Source organism: Nocardia arthritidis NBRC 100137, assembly GCF_001612765.1.
Lineage (GTDB): Bacteria > Actinomycetota > Actinomycetes > Mycobacteriales > Mycobacteriaceae > Nocardia > Nocardia arthritidis.
In genome coordinates, this window is record NZ_BDBB01000008.1 from 212101 (window position 1) to 230286 (window position 18186).

Genomic DNA, 18186 nt, shown 5'->3' on the forward strand with positions numbered 1-18186 from the left:
GCGATGCGGATCCGAGGGCCCGATCGCGTGATTCGAGAGTCCTTGTCAGCGAACGCTGTAACAGATCGGTGATGTACCGGCCCACCAAGGGAGTGCGCGTTGAACCGTAGCGACGAGCCGCTCGTACCCTCAGATCGTCTGTATCTCAACGACTTCGAATCCGGCTCCGTCGACGGCGAGCGGCGGCTCATCGAGCTGATCCGCGACGCGGCCGCCCGAGCGATCGGGAACGAGCGTGCCGCCATCCCGGTCGACAGAGCATTCTGGGACTCCGGCCTGGGATCGCTGGCCGGCGTGCGGCTGGCCAACCTCCTGGCCGAGGCGCTCGACGTGCCCATAGAGGCGAACGCCGTCTTCGAATATCCGACGCCACGAGCGCTGGCCGAGCACCTGCGGTCCGTACTGACGGCCTCGGACGCGGCGGCATCCGGAATCACCGAGGCCACGCTCCACGCCACACCCGCCGCCATCGATGAGCCGCTGGCGATCGTCGGTATGAGCTGTCGGCTGCCCGGTGCAGTGGCATCCCCCGACGACCTCTGGCGCCTGGTCACCGAGGAACGTTCGGCCGTGTCCCCCTTCCCGATGAATCGGGGCTGGGACCTGGACAACCTGTTCGACCCGGACCCGGACCGCGCGGGCACCTGCTACGTGCGGCACGGCGGCTTCCTAGCCGATGCCGACATGTTCGACGCGGCGTTCTTCGGTATCTCTCCCCGCGAGGCGGTAGCGATGGACCCACAGCAGCGTCTGGTACTGGAAGCCGCGTGGGAGGTGCTCGAACACGCTCGCATCGACCCGACCACCCTGCGCGCTACCCCGACGGGCGTATACCTCGGGATGAGCACCTTCGGATACGACTCGATGACACAGGAGTCGGACACGGCCGGGCGATTCGTGGGTGCCTCCGACTCGTTCGCGGTCGCCTCCGGGCGTGTGGCCTATACCTTCGGCTTCGAAGGCCCGGCTCTGACGGTGGACACCGCGTGCTCGTCGTCCTTGGTGGCGTTGCACCTGGCCGGTCAGGCGCTGCGGGCGGGCGAGTGCTCGCTGGCCATCGCGGGAGGCGTGACGGTCCTCTGCACTCCGCAACCCTTCGTACAGTTCAGCCGGCAACGCGCCCTGGCGCCGGACGCGCGATGCAAAGCGTTCGCCGCGGGCGCCGACGGGACCGTCTGGGGCGAAGGGGTGGCGATGCTGCTGGTCGAGCGGCTGACCGACGCCCGCAGACGCGGCCATCGGGTACTCGCTGTCGTCCGCGGGACGGCGGTCAATCAGGACGGCAGGAGCAACGGGTTGACCGCCCCGCACGGACCGGCCCAGCGCCGGGTCATCCGTCAGGCGCTGGCCAACGCCGCCCTGACACCGCACGACATCGACATGGTCGAGGCCCATGGCACCGGAACGAAGCTGGGCGATCCGATCGAGGCACAGGCACTCATGGCGGTCTACGGCCGCGACCGCACCCCCGAACGGCCGCTGTGGCTCGGATCGGTGAAATCGAATCTGACCCACACGGTGGCCGCCGCCGGAATCGCCGGAATCATCAAGACCGTGCAGGCCATGCGCCATGGAGTGCTGCCCAGGACGCTGCACGTCGACCGACCGGCGCCGCTGGACTGGTCGGCGAACGGGCTGTCACTGTTGACCGAGACACGGCCGTGGCCGGAACTCGAAGGGCCGCGCCGCGCCGGGGTGTCCTCGTTCGGGATCAGCGGCACCAATGCGCACGTAATCCTCGAGGAAGCTCGCGAGCCCGACGGTGACGCCGGCTCGCATCCGGTCGCGGCACCCGAGCCCGGGACCGTGCCCTGGGTGGTGTCCGGTCGGGGTGCGCTCGCGCGGCGCGCCCAAGCGGATCGGCTCGTCGGCCACCTGCGCTCTCGCCCGGAGCTGTCGGTGGTGGACGTGGCCTACACGTTGGCCACCACCCGTACGGCGTTCCCGCACCGCGGCGTGGTGCTCGCCGCCGACCGGGACGGCTACCTCGAGGGCCTGGAGGCGATCGCCGAGGAGCGTGAGACGCCCGGAGTGATCCTCGGCACCGCCGTGCCCGACCCGAAGATCGCGTTCTTGTTCACCGGTCAGGGCGCTCAACGCGCGGGCATGGGCCGGGAACTGTACGACCGCTCGCCGGTTTTCGCCGAGGCCCTCGACGTCGTTTGCGCGCATCTGGACCCATTGCTGGACCGGCCGCTGTTGGAGGTCGTCTTCGCCGACGAGGGGTCACCGGACGCCGCGCTGCTCGCCCGAACCGACTTCACCCAACCAGCGCTGCTGGCTTGCGAACTCGCGCTCTTCCGTCTCCTCGAGGTGGCGGGCCTACGGCCGGACGTTCTGTTCGGCCACTCCGTCGGAGAACTCGCCGCGGCGCATATCGCGGGCGTGCTCTCGCTGGCGGACACCTGCGCGCTGGTCGCGGCACGAGGCCGGCTGATGCAGGAGTTGCCCGCGGGCGGCGCGATGCTGGCGGTGGCGGCGAGCGAGCAAGAAGCCGCCGAGGCACTGGCCGGTCACGAGCACGAGTTGGCGATCGCCGCGGTGAACGGTCCACGGGCTGTGGTGCTGTCCGGGGATGAGGAGGCAATCGCCGATCAGTCCGCGTACTGGGAGGCATCGGGGCGTCGGACGCAGCGGCTGCGAGTCGGCCACGCCTTTCACTCTCCGCGGATGGGCGGCATGCTCGAGCGATTTCGGCAGGTGGCCGAGAAACTCTGCTATGCCCCGCCCCGTATCCCGCTCATCTCGAATGTCACCGGCGCTCCGCTCACAGCGGAACAGGCGTGTTCCCCGGCATACTGGGTTCGGCACGTCCGGGAGACAGTGCGCTTCCACGATGGGCTGCGCCGGATGAACGCCGACGGTGTGACCGGCTACCTGGAAGTCGGCCCGGATGGCGTGCTGACCGCGCTGGTCCGCGATTGCCTGCCCGAGGCACAGTCGTTCGGCCCGGCCCTGAGCCGCCGCAAGCCCGAGGCCTCGGCCATAGCGACCGCTCTGGCCAGGGCGCACGTCCACGGTGTGACGCTGCACTGGGACACCCTCTTCGCCGCGCTACGGCCGCGGCAGGTGGACCTGCCCACGTATGCCTTCCAGCGTCACCGGTACTGGCCCGAGGGAGCGGTGGTCGGACGCCGAGCCATCCCCGTCGCCCCCGCTGTCGCCGACCACCCGTGGTTGACGGCTCCGGTCGAACTCGCCGGTTCGGGCGGGCACGTCTACAGCGGCCGACTGACACCCAGGACCGACCCATGGCTTTCCGAACACGCCATCGGAGGCGCTGCGGTGTTCCCTGGCACGGCACTGCTCGAGCTGGCATCACACGCCGGCGAACGACTCGGCTGTGGTCGCCTGGACGAGCTGATCCTGCACGCGCCGCTGCCGGTGCCCGACGAGTGCGAGGTGCTGCTCCAAGTCGAGGTCGGTCCGCCAGGCGAGAGCGGGGACCGGCAGCTGACCATCTACGCTCGGCCCGAAGCCGATCCCGGTGTCGCCGAGCCCGGTTCATGGACACGACACGCGACCGGTACCGTGGCCCCCGTCACCGGGCTACCGTCCGAGTCGCCGGCGTGGTCGTGGGCTGGGGATGCGCCGTGGCCCCCACCGAATGCCGTGCCGATCCCACTCGACGATCTCTATCGGCAATTGGCCGGACGTGAGATGGACTACGGGCCGGCGTTCCGTGGCCTACGGGCCGCCTGGCAGTTGGAAACGGACGTGTATGTGGAGGCGAGTCTCCCGGAGGGGCTGCCCCCGAGCGGGTTCGGCGTACATCCCGCACTGCTCGACACAGTGCTGCACGCGACTCGGTTCGCGGTGGCACGGTTCGCCGAGGGGCCGGCCGAACTGTGGCTGCCCTTCTCGTGGAGCGGCGTCGATCGGTACGCACCCGGTGCTTCCGTGCTGCGGGCCAGGCTCCGGCCAGGGAGGACCGACACCAAGGACTCGATCGAGCTGTCCCTCACCGTGACAGACGAGGCCGGCAGACCGGTCATCGAGGTCGCCTCGCTCGTTCTGCGGCCGGCGATGCCGACCGGAGTGGGCAAACAATCCGCCGCCGAAGCCCTGTTCCGGCTCGACTGGGTTCGCGCCCCCGAGCCGGACGCATGGGCGTGGTCCGATGACTGCGCCTACGCCGTACTGGGTCCCGACCGACTCCCTATGGCCGCGGCGCTCGAAGCGAACGGACACTCGGTCGTGGCGGCGCCCGACTGGTCAGCGCTCGTCCTCTCGGTGGCCGGGGGGACCCCCGTACCGGATGTCGTGTTGGTTCCGTGCGTCGGTGTGGAAGAGGACAGCACGCTGATCCGGCGAACACACGTCATGAGCGCCCAGATTCTGCACCTGCTCCAGGCCTGGCTCGCAGACGATCGTTTCGCCGGAACTCGACTTGCCGTAGTGACCCGAGAGGCAGTGTCCGCCATCTCAGGAGATCGCGTGGAAAACCTTGCCTGTGCACCTATCTGGGGACTGGTCCGGGTCGCGCAGACCGAGAACCCCGAGCGGATCCTGCTGCTCGACGTGGAGAAGGGCGCCGACCTACCCCAAGCGCTGGCAGCGGCTCGCGCGTCCGGACAGCCGCAGTCGGCTTTCCGGGCGAACACACTCTACGTGCCTCGGTTGGCACGTGCGGACACCGTGCCCGACGAGCTCCGGCCGTCCGTCGACGGCTCACCGTGGCGTCTCGCTCCCACGGAGCCGGGCGATCTCGACCGATGGACCCTCGAATCACGGTCGTACGGTCCGCTTCGGGCGGGCCAGGTCCGGATCTCGGTGCGAGCGGCAGGCATCAACTTCCGCGATGTGATGATCGCCTTGGACATCTACCCGGGCGAGGCCACGATGGGGCGCGAGGTAGCCGGGGTGGTGACAGAGGTGGGTACCGGGGTCACCGGGTTCGTCCAGGGCGATCGAGTGATGGGCGTGGTCTCAGGAGGCTTCGCGTCATCGGTCGATGCCGACCACCGGGCCCTGGTCCTGATCCCCGCCGGCTGGTCATTCGCCCAGGCAGCCGGGTTCCCTATCGCCTTCCTGACGGCCCACTACGCCTTGCTGGACCTGGCGGGCCTGACGCGCGGGGAATCGGTCCTCATCCATTCCGCCGCCGGTGGGGTGGGCATGGCCGCCCTGCAACTGGCCCGGCACATCGGGGCAGAGGCGTATGCCACGGCCAGCCCCGGCAAATGGGAAGCCCTGTACGAGCAGGGCATCGACGACCGGCACATCGCCTCTTCGCGCACGCTCGAGTTCGAAGAACACTTCCAGCGCACCACCGCTGGGGGTGGAGTCGACGTGGTGCTCAATGCCCTGTCTCGGGAATTCACAGACGCCTCGTTGCGTCTGCTACGCCAGGGCGGGCGCTTCATCGAGATGGGCAAGACCGACGTCCGTGAGCCTCGAACCGTCACAGCCGAACATCCCGGAGTGAGCTACCAACCCTTCGACCTAGGAGACCTGGGACCAGCTCGCCTCGAGGAAAAGTTCGCTGAGCTGGTCGTTCTGGTCGAGAACGGAGCCATCCGCCCGCTGCCGATTCACGCCTGGGACATCCGGCAGGCAGGTGAGGCACTGCGATTCGTCAGCCATGCCCGGCACACCGGCAAGGTAGTACTGACCGTCCCGGTCGAGCCGAATCCCGAGAGAACCGTGCTCATCACCGGAGGCACCGGCACACTCGGGACGATCCTCGCCCGACACCTCGCGACCGAACACGGCGTGCGGCGACTGGTACTGGCCGGCCGGAGCGGAACGACGACCGAAACCGCACCTGATCTCGCCACCGAACTGGCCGCGGTCGGCGCCGAAATCCGCATCGTCTCCTGCGATGTCTCGGATCGAGAAGAAGTCGCCGCACTACTGTCATCGATACCCTCACTGGGTTCTGTCGTGCACGCGGCGGGCGCGGTGGATGACGGGACACTCGAATCTCTCGACACCGACAAGTTGGAGCGGGTACTGCGGCCGAAGCTCGATGCCACCATCCACCTGCACGAGCTCACCCGCGACTTGGACCTGGCGGAATTCATCATGTTCTCGTCCGGCGCGGGCCTGTTCGGCAACGCGGGCCAAGCAAACTACGCCGCCGCCAACACTTTCCTGGACGCCATGGCCTACCACCGGCGCGCACAAGGACTCCCCGCCTGCTCGGTGGCCTGGGGCCTGTGGGCACCGCCTTCACGGATCAGTAGCGGGGTGGACCGCATCAGGCAGCAACGTCTCATCCGTGGCGGGGTGGTGGCGCTGTCGGCCACCGAAGGCTTGACGCTGTTCGACGCGGCCAGAGGCAGCGCACGAGCGATGACAGCCGCGATGCGGTGGAATCTGGCGGCTCTGCGCTCATCCCATCTCGAGCAGCCACTGCTGCTGCGCGACCTCGTTCCGCGCCGCGGCGTCCCTGTCGGCGTGCGAGCACACCACGACAGCCCATCATCCTGGGCGCAGCGGTTGGCAGGAGCCGGCGCGGCGGAACAACACCGTCTCTTGCTGGAATTGGTTCTCACTCAGGCAGCCGATGTGCTGGGATACCCCGCCGGCCACACGGTCGCCCCCGACGAAAAGTTCCAAGACCTCGGCTTCGACTCGCTCACCACTGTGGAACTCCGTAACCGCCTCAACCGAATCGCCGGCCTACACCTGGGAACCGATGCGTTGTTCGACCATCCGAACTCCACAGCTCTGGCACACCAACTGGGCAGAGAACTTCTGCGGAGCGGAACTACCCTCGCACCGGCCTCTCAAACGATGGAAGTTCCCCACTCCAACGCCGATGCCGTACTGGAAGCGCCTGCCGACCGATAACACACAGCCGCGGTGACAGTGATGGCTGTATTCGGAGACCTTTCGTGGAATGAGGTATGCGCCAGAGTAATGCGAGTGAGATTTCGAATATACAGAATCATCCCTGCGCTCCCGGAGGCCGCCGGGAGCGCAGGGATGAAAAAGCCGCCAAACAGCGGAAACGACTTCCCCGGAATCCTCGAAATTATTGGCCGGGAGACGGATCGACCACCCAGCTTCCCGCCGAGTCCGGCGAGTCGTTGAAGAAGTATTCGTGGATCGAGGCGAGGATGATCTCTCGTGAGATCAGTCCGTCGTCGTCGCGATCGAAATGACGGAGAATTTCATCGATCTCGGGCTGCGAATGATTCAGCAGTGAACCGGCCCACAGAGTGAACTCGGTCGCGGTCAGCTTTCCGTCACGATCGGCGTCCGCGATGTCCAGAGCCGCGTTGATCAGGGGAAGGTAGTCTTCTTCGAACGAGTCGACCGTCTCCAACGAACCCGACAGAGACGCTTCTTTGAACTCTTCTTCGCTTACCTTCCCGTCGCTGTTCGCGTCGCAATGAGCGACCAGTCGATCCCACACAGCGAAATTCAACTCCGCGACCCGCTGCATCTCGGGGTCATCGGGTTCCCGTCCGAAAGCCTGTCCCATACGTTCCACCGCGAGCGCGAAGTCGCCGCGCTCGATGACACCGTCCCCATTCACGTCGTAGGCATGGAAGCGCTTGCTGAGTTTGCGGTCGAGAAAATCAGAGATCATGTTCCTGAACACTCTTTCTCTCTTGACATTACAGCCGAGAAGCGAACTCGTCCTGACACGACCGAGTGCCGGTCCAGCATATCGAGCGGCTAGGCGTGCTCGGGGAGAAATGCCGGAATCGCCGGTCCGCAGCTGTGGTATCAACCATCCGCGGCCCACGTCGCCCGCGCCCCTGTGGCTCGCTCGTAGAAGTCGACGAGGCGTGCGACGTCGCTGGTGATGATGCGGATTGAGACGAAGTCCATGGGAAGCTCATTGGCTGTGCTGGAGGCGTGCTCGTCGCAGGCTAGGAGAAATAGTGGACAGAATCGGTCCTGTATTCGCGTCAGGCTGCCACCATGCCCCGACCAACCGGCCGCGCGCTGACACTCCTGGAGCTGCAGCAGTCGGGCGGCACCCGGACGGTGGCCGAACTCTCCGACCGGCTTGTATTCCGGCCTTGCGGCGGAATCGGGCTGGAAGCCGGAGGTCAGTGCCGGGGCCGAAATCGCGGGTTCGGCGGCTCGTTCGAGGTGCCCGGGTCGAAGGCGATCGTGTTCCGGGAGCACCGGGCTGATTCCCTGGATCACCGTGTGGTGCAACGTTGGTCTTATGCGAAGAAGCCATCGACGAGGACGGCGGCGGTTGATCGCCCGTCCGGAGAGCGGGGACTAGGGAAACCATCTGTTGTCGTCGTCGTGGTGCCACCATGGCATCTCGAATGGACCGGAATCGGCGAAGTTCGGCAGATCGGGGCTATCGTGACGGTCACCGGCGGCGGAGTGTTTCCATTGATGGGTCTTTCCCTTGGAAATGCCGTCGCTCAGTGAGAACAGTACGGCGAGCGTCAGCACGACCGAGATTATCAATACGATGCGCGGGACGCCTTCGATGCCGGGCCAGACGCGATTCATCCCGGCCGCGGTCAGCATGCACGCTCCCATTGCGAGGAAGCTGGGCATGATCTTGCCGTGATTGTCGTCGATGAACCCGGATTCCGCCAGCCACCGGCACCTCCTGGCGCTCATCGGATGCGTCTGCCAGCTCTCGGCCAGCCGGGTGGCGAGTCCGTTCAGGACCCCGGCGACCAGAGCGATCGGACGGTGAGTTCCTCCATCGGTCCAGCGCGGGAGAGACCACCGGTCGGCGCGACGGATCTGCGCCGGCTCCCCGGTGCCGTGCTCCAGCACCGTCCACGCCGCAGGGTCGGCTCCCCATACACGTGCGTCGTGATCGGCTACTTGTTCCCGAGTGCGTTGCAGCCCCGCGTAGATCAGATGGCCCGTCACGATCAGCGATCCGAGAAAGACCAACTCGCGCCACGGGTTCACGGCACCGTTCGGCCAGTGCTGAGAGTAGGAGGCCGTCGCGACCAGACCGGTGGACAACCAGAGATGCACTGCCGCTGCGGGCACGGCGACACCGATGACGAACGTCAGCCACAGGGCGCGCGCACCGTATCCGATCAGGACGTCCCGATTGTGGACGTGGGCTAATTCATGCAGCACCACCGCCCGAAAGGTATCGGGCTTGCGCTCCTGCCCGCGCCGTCCAGTCCTGCCCAACTCCTCCTTGACCAGACCCGCGCCGAGGCAGATCATCGGTCGGCCCGCGCGGCGAATGGTGACAGCATCCTTGGTGGGGTCGAAGATCGCGACAACGAACTTCGGTGGGCGCGAGGCGAGTCCGGCGATCTCGATCAGGCTGTCGACGGTGGCTCGCATCTGGGCGGGCATCGTCCCCAGCACCGTACGTCGAGCCCACAGCGGCCCGATCCAGTAGATGACCAACGCTGCGAGCAGCACCCCGGCGGTCCACCAAAGCGCCGGCCGCACCGCCTGGGAAACAGTTTCCGGAAGGCAATGCGAATAGCGGCCGAATTCGATGGAAAGTCGCAGTACAGTCACGTCGCCAAGGTCGGCCGGATCGAATCCGGCCGCGTCCAGACAGCGTCGGTATGTGGCTTCACCCCGTAATGCGAGCAGCATCCGGGTGGACAGGATGAGCGACCATGTCGGGATCACTGCCAGCAGCAGCACGCAACGGCGCCGGGTGCCCCAGGAGAGAAAGCCGCGATGCCGTCGAGAGCCGTCGGTGTTGCTGGTCACTGTCCGATGTCCGGTTCGATCGCCCGGAGCCGGGCGACGACCTCCTCGGCCAGCTCCTCGGCTCGGGCGCTGTCGAATCCGCGTGCGACCGCGCCATCGACGATCCGGCTCCGCACGTGCCGCAGCGTCTCCGGATCCACCGGTGGCACCGTCGGCTCGGGCGCACGCCGCCTGCCGACCATGGCGCGCACACGAGTACCGATCCTGCTCGTGGCCGCATCGACCGCCTTCCCGGTCGCATGGTCGGAAAGCTGTTCGACCACCATCCAGACCAGCGGCACCACGAACGGCGCGATGTCGGGGAGCCCGAAACGTAGCGGTCCCCGCCATCGCGCAGCGGCGCGACGCAGCGAACGACTCACCTGCTCATCGTCCAGGGAATCCAGATTTTCCAGTAGCCACCGCTCTTCCGGAACCTTGCTTCCGACTACGTCCCACACGATTTGACGCACTGTCGTGACCATGAGCACCCCCTACCCGTCAGGTCTGCCGAAACTGCGATAGTACCGATCGGGCCCCTCAGGGTTCTCGCGTACCGAAGCGGTTCGGACAATTTCAGGTGTGGTCGGGGGTCGCTCACCCGCGGCACGTCCGTCGATCTCTGTAGCGAAGTCGTCGAAGTCGGGGCCTGCCCCTCGCCGCCGGATTTCAGCGCAGCGGCACCTGCCAGCACAGCCGGGTGCCCACTCTTCCTTCCGGGCCGTTGCCAGCTGTGACGGTGCAGGTTCCGGCGGCTTGTTCAGCCCGCTGGGCCAGATTTCGCAGGCCACTCGAAGTGACGTCCGGCGGGATTCCGCATCCGTCGTCCTCGATGACGACGGTCAGGTCGTCGGCCACCGTGATCTCGATCGCGACCGAATCCGCGCCGGAATGCCGCACAGCGTTGCTGACGCCTTCGCGGACAACGGCTTCGGCGTGATCGGCCAGCTCCGGATCGATCACCGAGAGCGGTCCGCTGATGCGTACGGAGGTGCGGATGTCGCTGGGGGCGGTTTGCTGGCGGATGGCTTCCTCGAGCCGTTGGCGTACTTGCGTGCTGTGGCCGTTGCCGCCGTGCAGATCGAAGATCGAGGTGCGGATTTCCTGGACGACATCTTGCAGGTCGTTGATAGCGTCGGTGACGCGTTCGCGCACTTCGGGGACGCGGGTGCGGGGGACGACGCCTTGCAGGCTGAGCCCGACGGCGAACAGTCGCTGGATGACGTGGTCGTGCAGGTCGCGGGCGATGCGGTCGCGGTCGGACAGGATGTCCAGTTCCCGCATGCGCCGTTGTGCGTCGGCCAGCTGCATCGCCAGGGCAGCTTGGTTGGCGAACGCGACCGTCAGTTCCAAGATCCCGTCGTCGTAGGGTGCCGATTCGACTGCGCGTAGTGCGATCAGGACGCCGACGGTGGAGTCGGATGTCTGCATCGGCAAGACCAGGGCGGGGCCCGAGTCGGTGAAGATCTCGCCGAGATCGGTGCGGCGGGCGTCGCCGAGCCGTTGGGGGGCGTGCGACCGGAGCGCTGTGGTGATGCTGGTGTCGCGCGAGGGCAGCTTGACGGGTCGCAGGCTGTCTTGGGCGCCTGCGGCGTGGGTGATGAGCAGTTCGGTGATCTCATCGGGCGTGCTCTCGGGGTCCGGGACGACCGCCAGAAAGGTCCGTTGCGAGCCGGTGAGCCGGCAGGTGGCCTCCACCAGGTGGGTCAGGACTCGATCGGGGGCGGTGCCCGCGAGGAATTCGGTGGTGATGTCACGGGTGGCTTCGATCCAGGCTTGCCGGGTGCGGGCGGATTCATAGAGGTGGGCGTTGTCGATCGCGATGCCCGCCGCGGCGGCCAGGGCTCGCACGATGACCTCGTCGTCCTCGGTGAACGGCTGGCCGCCGGTTTTCTCGGTGAGGTACAGGTTGCCGAATACTTCGTCGCGGATACGGACGGGCACACCGAGGAAGGCTCGCATCGGTGGATGGTGGGCGGGGAAGCCGACCGAGCAGGGGTGGTCGGCGAGGTTGTCCAGCCGGATGGGTTTGGGCTGGCTGAACAGCAGTCCGAGCACGCCGTGGCCTTGGGGGAGGTCACCGATGCGTTCGCGGGTCGGTTCGTCGATGCCCTCGTAGATGAACTGGATGAGTTGCTGGTCGTGACCACGGACGCCGAGCGCGCCGTAGCGGGCGTCGACCAGGGAGATCGCGGTGTGCACGATGGTGCGCAGGGTGCGGTCCAAGTCCAGGCCGGAGGTGACGGTGAGCATGGCCTCGATCAGACCGTCCATCCGGTCGCGGGCGTCGATCATCTGCTCGACGCGATCCTTGACCTCGCCGAGCAGTTCGCGCAGCCGCAGTTGCGAGAGGGTATCGCGCACCGAGTAGGAGTCGGCCGACACGTACTCGGTCATCTCGACTGCTCCCGGCCTTCGATCTGTCCTTGGCAGACGACCACAATGCAACACTAGTTCACTTGCCGGGGCGGGGTGGACGTCCGACGCTTCGGATACCGACTCGAGACTGCGACCGATGGGTCGAGGCGGGCAGTGGCTCGGTGTTCGACAGATGACGCGGTTCGATGCCGGTCAGAGGCCGTTGTCGGGGCCCGACCGCTGCGACCGGAGTCTCGACGCGTAGACGGCTGCCTGCGCGCGTCGGTTGGAACGAACTCGGCCAGCTGCCGGGGGACATAGTTCTCGGTGAGCCGGCCACGGGACTGTCTTGCTCGAGGTCGGCGCGCATCGGGGGGTCGCACTGGGGGCCGGCTCGCGGTTGTCGAGCAGCGAGCGCCCGGCACGGCGAGGATGGCGTCGCGCATGGCCTGCTCGTCGGTGCACGCCCGGGTTCGTCGGCTCTGTCGGCAGAGGTGTCGTCTCGGTAAGGCCGGCCGATCGTGGCCGGATGACCCGGTTATCGGTGACCTTCGGCCGTCACGTCCGCAGTCGCTTCGCGCCATGCTGAATCGACGAGGAAAGCGGCACAGCCGGCTGAAAGGGATTGCCATGGCCGAATTCATTGGCAGAAGCGCGCTCGTCACCGGTGGTGCGCGCGGTATCGGCGCCGCCATCGTGGCCGCCTTGGCGAAAGAGCACATCTCGGTCGTCATCGGCGATCTGCTCGAAGGGGAGGGCTCCGCGTTGGCCGAATCGCTCGGCTCGGGCGCGATCTTCCGCCGACTCGACGTGACCGACGAGGTGGGCTGGCGTGCGGTCCTGGATGACGCCGAGGCAGAGTTCGGTCCGCTGGCGGTGTTGATCAACAATGCGGGAATCGTCGATTTCGGTGATGTGGAGTCCGAATCTCCCGCGATGTTCCGGCATGTGGTCGATGTCAACCTCTACGGCGCCTGGCTGGGCATGCATCTGGCCGCGCCCCGGTTGCGGGCTGCGGGCGGCGGGGTCATCGTCAACATCTCCTCCACTGCCGGGCTGATCGGATACGCGGGTATCGGTGGCTATGTCGCGAGCAAATGGGGTTTGCGAGGTCTGACCAAGGCCGCCGCCCTGGAACTGGGACGCGCGAACGTTCGTGTGTGTTCTATTCATCCCGGCCCGATCCGCACCCCGATGACCGAGGCGATGGACGAATCCGTCACCGCGAGTCAGCCGCTGGCCCGCTTCGGTCAGCCGGAGGAGGTTGCTGCGATGGTGCGGTTCCTGGTCACCGAGGCCACCTACTCGACCGGCTCGGAGTTCGTGCTCGACGGTGGCGCTACTGCCGGTCAGGTGTTGGGCCTGCCGGACGAATCTCGATGAGAGGCCGACGATGCCGAAAACACATCCCGATCACGAAACGCTTCGATCCGCGTTGGCGCTGGCATCCCGGGCGCCGTCGGTCCACAACACGCAGCCGTGGCTTTGGCGGCTCGGCCACGAGACTGTGCACCTGTTCGCCGACGAGAGCCGAAGGCTGCCGCACACCGACCCCGATGGACGCGATCTGCTGCTGAGTTGTGGCGCGGCGTTGCATCATCTGCGCGTCGCGGCGCGTGCGGAGGGGTGGGAGACGGTGATCCATCGGCTGCCGAACCCGGCCACACCCGAGCACCTCGCAGCCGTCGAGTTCCGTCCCACCACATGCACACCCCAGGACGTGGAGTTGGCCCGCGCGATCAGCAGGCGCAGCACAGATCGCCGCCGCTTCAGTTCCTGGGAGGTGCCGCCCGCGCATGTCGAGGCCCTCATCGCAGCCGGGGCGGCGACCGGAGTGCTCGTGCGCGATATCGATGCCGAACCGGCGCGGACGCAGTTGTTGCAAGCGTTCGAACAGGCGGCATGGCAACATGCCCGTGACGTCTCCTACGGTGCCGAACTCGCGCAGTGGAGTGGCAGGCACGCGGCAGCGCAAGGGGTGCCCGCGCGCAACGCGGTGCTGACCGACGCCGATCCGACGGTGCGGCCGTTCTCGAATCCGGGGTTGCCGCAGGCTGTGGTGCGCGATATCGATGCGGCCGACCGGATGATGCTGCTGAGCACCAGCAGTGACGACCGGTTGTCCCAGTTGCGTGCCGGTGAGGCCGCGAGTGCGGTGCTGTTGACCGCCACGACCCTCGGATTGGCGACGTGTCCGCTGACCGAGCCGATGGAGTTGGCCGACACCAGGAAGCGCATTCGCGCCCACGTCTTGGACGACACCGGATATCCGCAGATCATCATTCGGATCGGCTGGGCGATTACGAGCGCCGATCCGGTCCCGCCCACTCCCCGCCGCGCGCTCGACGAAGTGGTGCAGCCGCTGGATCCGTCGGAGCCGTGACAGAGCGTGCCCGTCAGGGGCGCGTCAGGTGCCGCGGTGTCCGTCGCAGGCGGTTCGCGGGTGGCGATCCCGGCTGTGGAACGGCAAACCCCGGATGCTCATCTCGGTCGGCGGGAGGCGCAGGTGCTACCGATCGGCTGGTTATCCGGCCGGTCTCGTAGCGCTCGTTCGGCAGCCGAGTGGCGCCGACTGGGCGGATCGTCGGCATGGACATGAGATGACCGACCTCGGACCGAGGAGAACACGATGACGGACAACTCGACCCCGGACGACGGTCCGGCCGATCGGCCGATCGTGGTCGCGGTGGACGGTTCGGCCACTTCGTACCATGCGGCGGCGTGGGCGGCGGCTGACGCCGCGTTGCACCGTTGCCGCCTGCATATCGTCACCTCCGTCGCGGTCCGGCCCGGGTACGACGTCGGCGCGATGCTGACCGAAGCCGATGTGGAGTGGCTGCGCAAGGACGGGGAACGGGTGCTCACCGAGGCCGCCCGCGTGGCCAGGACGACCGCGACAGGCGAGGCTTTGGCGATCAGCACCGAGTTGACGGACGAGCCGGTCATCCCCGACCTTTTGGAAAGGTCCCAGCGCGCGCGAACGCTGGTGGTCGGCAGTCGCGGGCTCGGAGCGTTCCGGCGTGAGTTGCTCGGCTCGGTGAGCACGGCGATGACCCGGCACGCGCACTGTCCGGTCGCGGTCGTGCGCTCGACGTCGGCAACCGACGCTTTCTCCTCGGGGAAACCGGTCCTGGTGGGGGTGGACGGCACCGACAACAGCGTGCCCGCCATCGAACTCGCCTTCGAGGAGGCCTCGCGCCGTGAAGTCGGTGTGATCGCGTTGCATGCGTGGAGCGATGCGAGCGGGATCGACCTCATGCCCGGCTGGGACGCGGTGCGGGAGCGAGAGGACGCGTTGCTCGCGGAGAATCTCGCCGGTTTCGGCGAACGCTACCCGGATGTCCGGGTGCGACGTGTGCTGGTGCGCGACCGGCCGGTGCGCTCCCTGGTCGATTCATCGGACGAAGCCCAACTGCTCGTGGTGGGTAGTCACGGTCGCGGAGGGTTCACCGGCATGTTGCTCGGTTCCACCAGTGCGGCGCTGCTGCATGCGGTGGATTGCCCGATCATTGTGGTGCGCCAGACGTGAGACGGGGGCCCGACGGGACACCTGGCGCTCGGAACGGAGTCCTCGGCCGGTCGCCCGTCCGCGCATGGCGCCGACATAGCCACCGGCCGGCTTGTCTCAGCGGCCTTCGTTTCGCGACCGGAGCGCCTGCTCGAGCAGAACTCGCCGCTCGGCCGCGGCAATCGCGCGACGGGCGGCAGGCACGGCGTCCGGTGTCACCGAGATCGACGTGATGCCCATCCGAACCAGATATTCGGCGAATTCGGGACGCGTCGAAGGCGCCTGCCCGCACAGTGAGGACGTGATGCTCAGGCGCCGGGCGGTCCCGATGATCTTCCCGATCGCGTCCAGCACTGCGGGGTCGGATTCGTCGAACAGGTCGGCACAGGTAGTGGAGTCGCGGTCGACGCCGAGCATCAGCTGGGTGAGATCGTTGCTGCCGATCGATACGCCGTCGATGCCGAGGCCCACGTATTCGGGCAGCCAGTGCACCACGGAGGGCACCTCGGCCATCACCCAGCGGTGCAGTCCACGCTGGCTGCCCAGCGGGCTGTGGTCGACCAGCTCCAGGCATGCCTCCAGCTCCCACCGGGTGCGCACGAACGGGATCATCAAGTGCAGATTCGGTGTTCTCTCGCGTACGGAAGCCAGAGCGGTGAGTTCGAGCGCGAACACCTCGGGTTCGCGGATGTAGCGGTAGCAGCCGCGGTATCCGATCATCGGATTGCGTTCGTCCGGTTCGTAGCGTTCTCCGCCGACGAGATCACGAAATTCGTTGCTCCGCAGATCGGTCGCGCGATAGACGACAGGCCGTGGGGCGAACGCGGTCGCGATTCGATGCAGGGACTGCGACAGACGTTCGACGAAGGTGTCCTGCTCGCCGCGGGCGATCAGATCCCGCGGATGGCGTCCGTCGAGCGCCTGCGTGATCAGCGTTTCCGCCCGCAGTAATCCGACACCGTCGACGTCGGTGGCCGCGAGACGTTCGGCGACCTCCGGTAGTGCGAGATTGACGTATATGCGCGTCGCGGTCGACTCCGCGGCGGCGGCCGGCGCCGCAGGCCGGGAAACGGCCTGTACCGGTTCCGAGCGCCCCGCGAGGATCTGGCCTGTGGAGCCATCGACGGTGACGGTGGCGCCCTCGGTGAGCGTGGTGGTCGCCGTGCGAGTGCCGACCACGCACGGCACACCGAGTTCGCGCGCGACGATGGCGGCGTGACACGTCATCCCCCCACTGTCGGTGACCAGGGCCGACGCTCGCGAGATGGTGGGCAACCAGTCCGGATTGGTCATGGCCGCGACGAGCACCTCGCCGACCCGCAGCGCCGAGCCCTCCGACGGTGAGCGCAGGATGCGCACCGCGCCGCTGGCGCGGCCCGGTGCGGCCGCGAGACCCCGCAGCAGTACCTGGGTCGGGGCGGGCGCGCGCACCGAAGGTTTCGTATCGGTCCGGTCGGCCAGCGTGGTGATGGGCCGGGCCTGTACCAGCCACAACCGCTCGTCGTCGAATGCCCATTCGACGTCTTGCGGCAGGCCGCCGTGCAGCTGCTGTACCTGCAGGGCCGTCCGGGCTACCGACACCGCCTCGTCCTCGCTGAGCACCTGGGCGGCTGCCTCTTCGTCGCTGAGCTGGATCCGTTGGTCGCCGTCGGGGCCGGCCACTATGGCGAATCCCTGACGGCCCGCGCGTGCGGCGATCAGTGTGGGGCCCTTGGCGTCGAGCATGTAGGTGTCCGGCTCGGTGGCTCCGGAGACCACGACCTCCCCTTGGCCGCGCGCTGCCTCGATCACCACGCGATCCCGTCTGCCGGTCGCCGGATCGGCGGTGAAAGCCACACCCGACCTGCGGGCGGTGACCATGCGCTGCACCACCACCGCGATATCCGGACGTTCGTGCATGTCGCGGCGGGCGCGGTAGGTGAGCACCCGGGGGGTGAACAGCGAAGCCCAGCAGTCGACGACGGCGTCCATGAGCCGGTCGTCGCCGCGCATATTGGTCCGTGACAGGTTCATTCCGGCGAAGGAGGCGGTGGCACTGTCCTCGCCGACGGCGGAGGAGCGCACCGCGACCGGGACCGAATCGCCCAGTCGGTGGTAGGCCGCCAGCACGGCGTCGTGCACACCTGCCGCCATCGGCGTCTGGTGGACGAGCTTGCGCATCCGGGTGCACAGCTCGTCCAGCCGCGCGGCGTCCGAGCGGGCGCCCTCCGCCGCCGCCTGCAGCGCCTCGGTATGCAAGGTGTCGAGTTCCGCGCCATGCGGACCGTGGATGATCACCTCCTCGTAGCACGATTTGAGGATCACGTACCCGGGTGGCACCGGCAGGTGCGCCGCCACCAGCTCACCGAGATTCGCGCCCTTGCCGCCTGCGCGATCTGCGTCCGCCAGCCGCAGGTCACCGAGGTCGGCTACGTAGTCACCCATAACGGCTCCGATCGGTCGTACTTTTGGCACATCGCCTGTGTTGTCAGACTCGCCTACCGTCGTGTGCGTTCACCACGGCCGAAGGTCCCATCGTCGGGCCCCCATCGGCCCCCCGCCGCCGCACGGGAAGCCCTGACTCGTCTCGACCACCGGGCGCTGGTGCCGGGAAGTCGGCCGCGGTTTCGCGCGAACCGGAAACCGATGTCGCCGCGTGCGGTGGTTCGCCGTCGCGGACGGGAACCAGGCCCGGCGCCGCCGGTCGCGCGGACAGGCCGAGAGCGGAGCGA

9 protein-coding genes are annotated in these 18186 nt (G+C 67.5%); 4 read left to right on the top strand and 5 right to left on the bottom strand.

Translation table 11 applies throughout. From position 1 onward, the window contains the following. The first annotated feature begins 99 nt into the window (after positions 1 to 99). The gene (locus NA8_RS08690) at positions 100 to 6798 is read left to right on the top strand and encodes a type I polyketide synthase (protein WP_063049855.1); all 6699 of its coding nucleotides are present in this window, start codon (positions 100 to 102) and stop codon (positions 6796 to 6798) included. Between the two features lie 184 nt (positions 6799 to 6982). Here the strand turns inward: NA8_RS08690 and NA8_RS08695 are convergent, their stop codons facing one another. From NA8_RS08695 to NA8_RS08715, 4 genes are all read right to left on the bottom strand, one after another. Next, entirely contained in the window at positions 6983 to 7543 is a 561-nt protein-coding gene (locus tag NA8_RS08695) for an EF-hand domain-containing protein (protein ID WP_157106594.1), read from the bottom strand. Between the two features lie 650 nt (positions 7544 to 8193). Next, positions 8194 to 9630 (bottom strand): M48 family metalloprotease, encoded by a 1437-nt coding sequence (locus NA8_RS33595; RefSeq protein ID WP_063049858.1) that lies wholly within the window; start codon positions 9628 to 9630, stop codon positions 8194 to 8196. Continuing rightward, positions 9627 to 10094 (bottom strand): hypothetical protein, encoded by a 468-nt coding sequence (locus NA8_RS34305; RefSeq protein WP_063049859.1) that lies wholly within the window; start codon positions 10092 to 10094, stop codon positions 9627 to 9629. Before NA8_RS34305 ends, NA8_RS33595 begins: the two co-directional genes overlap by 4 nt. Before the next feature lie 184 nt (positions 10095 to 10278). After that, a complete protein-coding gene (locus NA8_RS08715) occupies positions 10279 to 12006 on the bottom strand; it encodes a sensor histidine kinase (RefSeq protein ID WP_063049860.1) in 1728 nt (575 codons plus the stop codon). A gap of 591 nt (positions 12007 to 12597) precedes the next feature. Here NA8_RS08715 and NA8_RS08720 point away from each other — a divergent pair. The 3 genes from NA8_RS08720 to NA8_RS08730 all read left to right on the top strand — a co-directional run bounded on the left by NA8_RS08720 (position 12598) and on the right by NA8_RS08730 (position 15496). Beyond that, positions 12598 to 13350: an SDR family NAD(P)-dependent oxidoreductase gene (locus NA8_RS08720; RefSeq protein ID WP_063049861.1), complete on the top strand. Its 753-nt coding sequence runs from the start codon at positions 12598 to 12600 to the stop codon at positions 13348 to 13350. Positions 13351 to 13360: 10 nt separating this feature from the next. Further along, positions 13361 to 14350 carry an Acg family FMN-binding oxidoreductase gene (locus NA8_RS08725; protein ID WP_063049862.1) on the top strand — a complete coding sequence of 330 codons (990 nt, stop codon included), beginning with the start codon at positions 13361 to 13363 and terminating at the stop codon, positions 14348 to 14350. Between the two features lie 246 nt (positions 14351 to 14596). Beyond that, a complete protein-coding gene (locus NA8_RS08730; protein WP_063049863.1) occupies positions 14597 to 15496 on the top strand; it encodes a universal stress protein in 900 nt (299 codons plus the stop codon). Positions 15497 to 15592: 96 nt separating this feature from the next. Here NA8_RS08730 and ppsA read toward each other — a convergent pair whose 3' ends face one another. Continuing rightward, positions 15593 to 17899: a phosphoenolpyruvate synthase gene (ppsA, locus tag NA8_RS08735; protein WP_063049864.1), complete on the bottom strand. Its 2307-nt coding sequence runs from the start codon at positions 17897 to 17899 to the stop codon at positions 15593 to 15595. Positions 17900 to 18186: the final 287 nt, after the last annotated feature.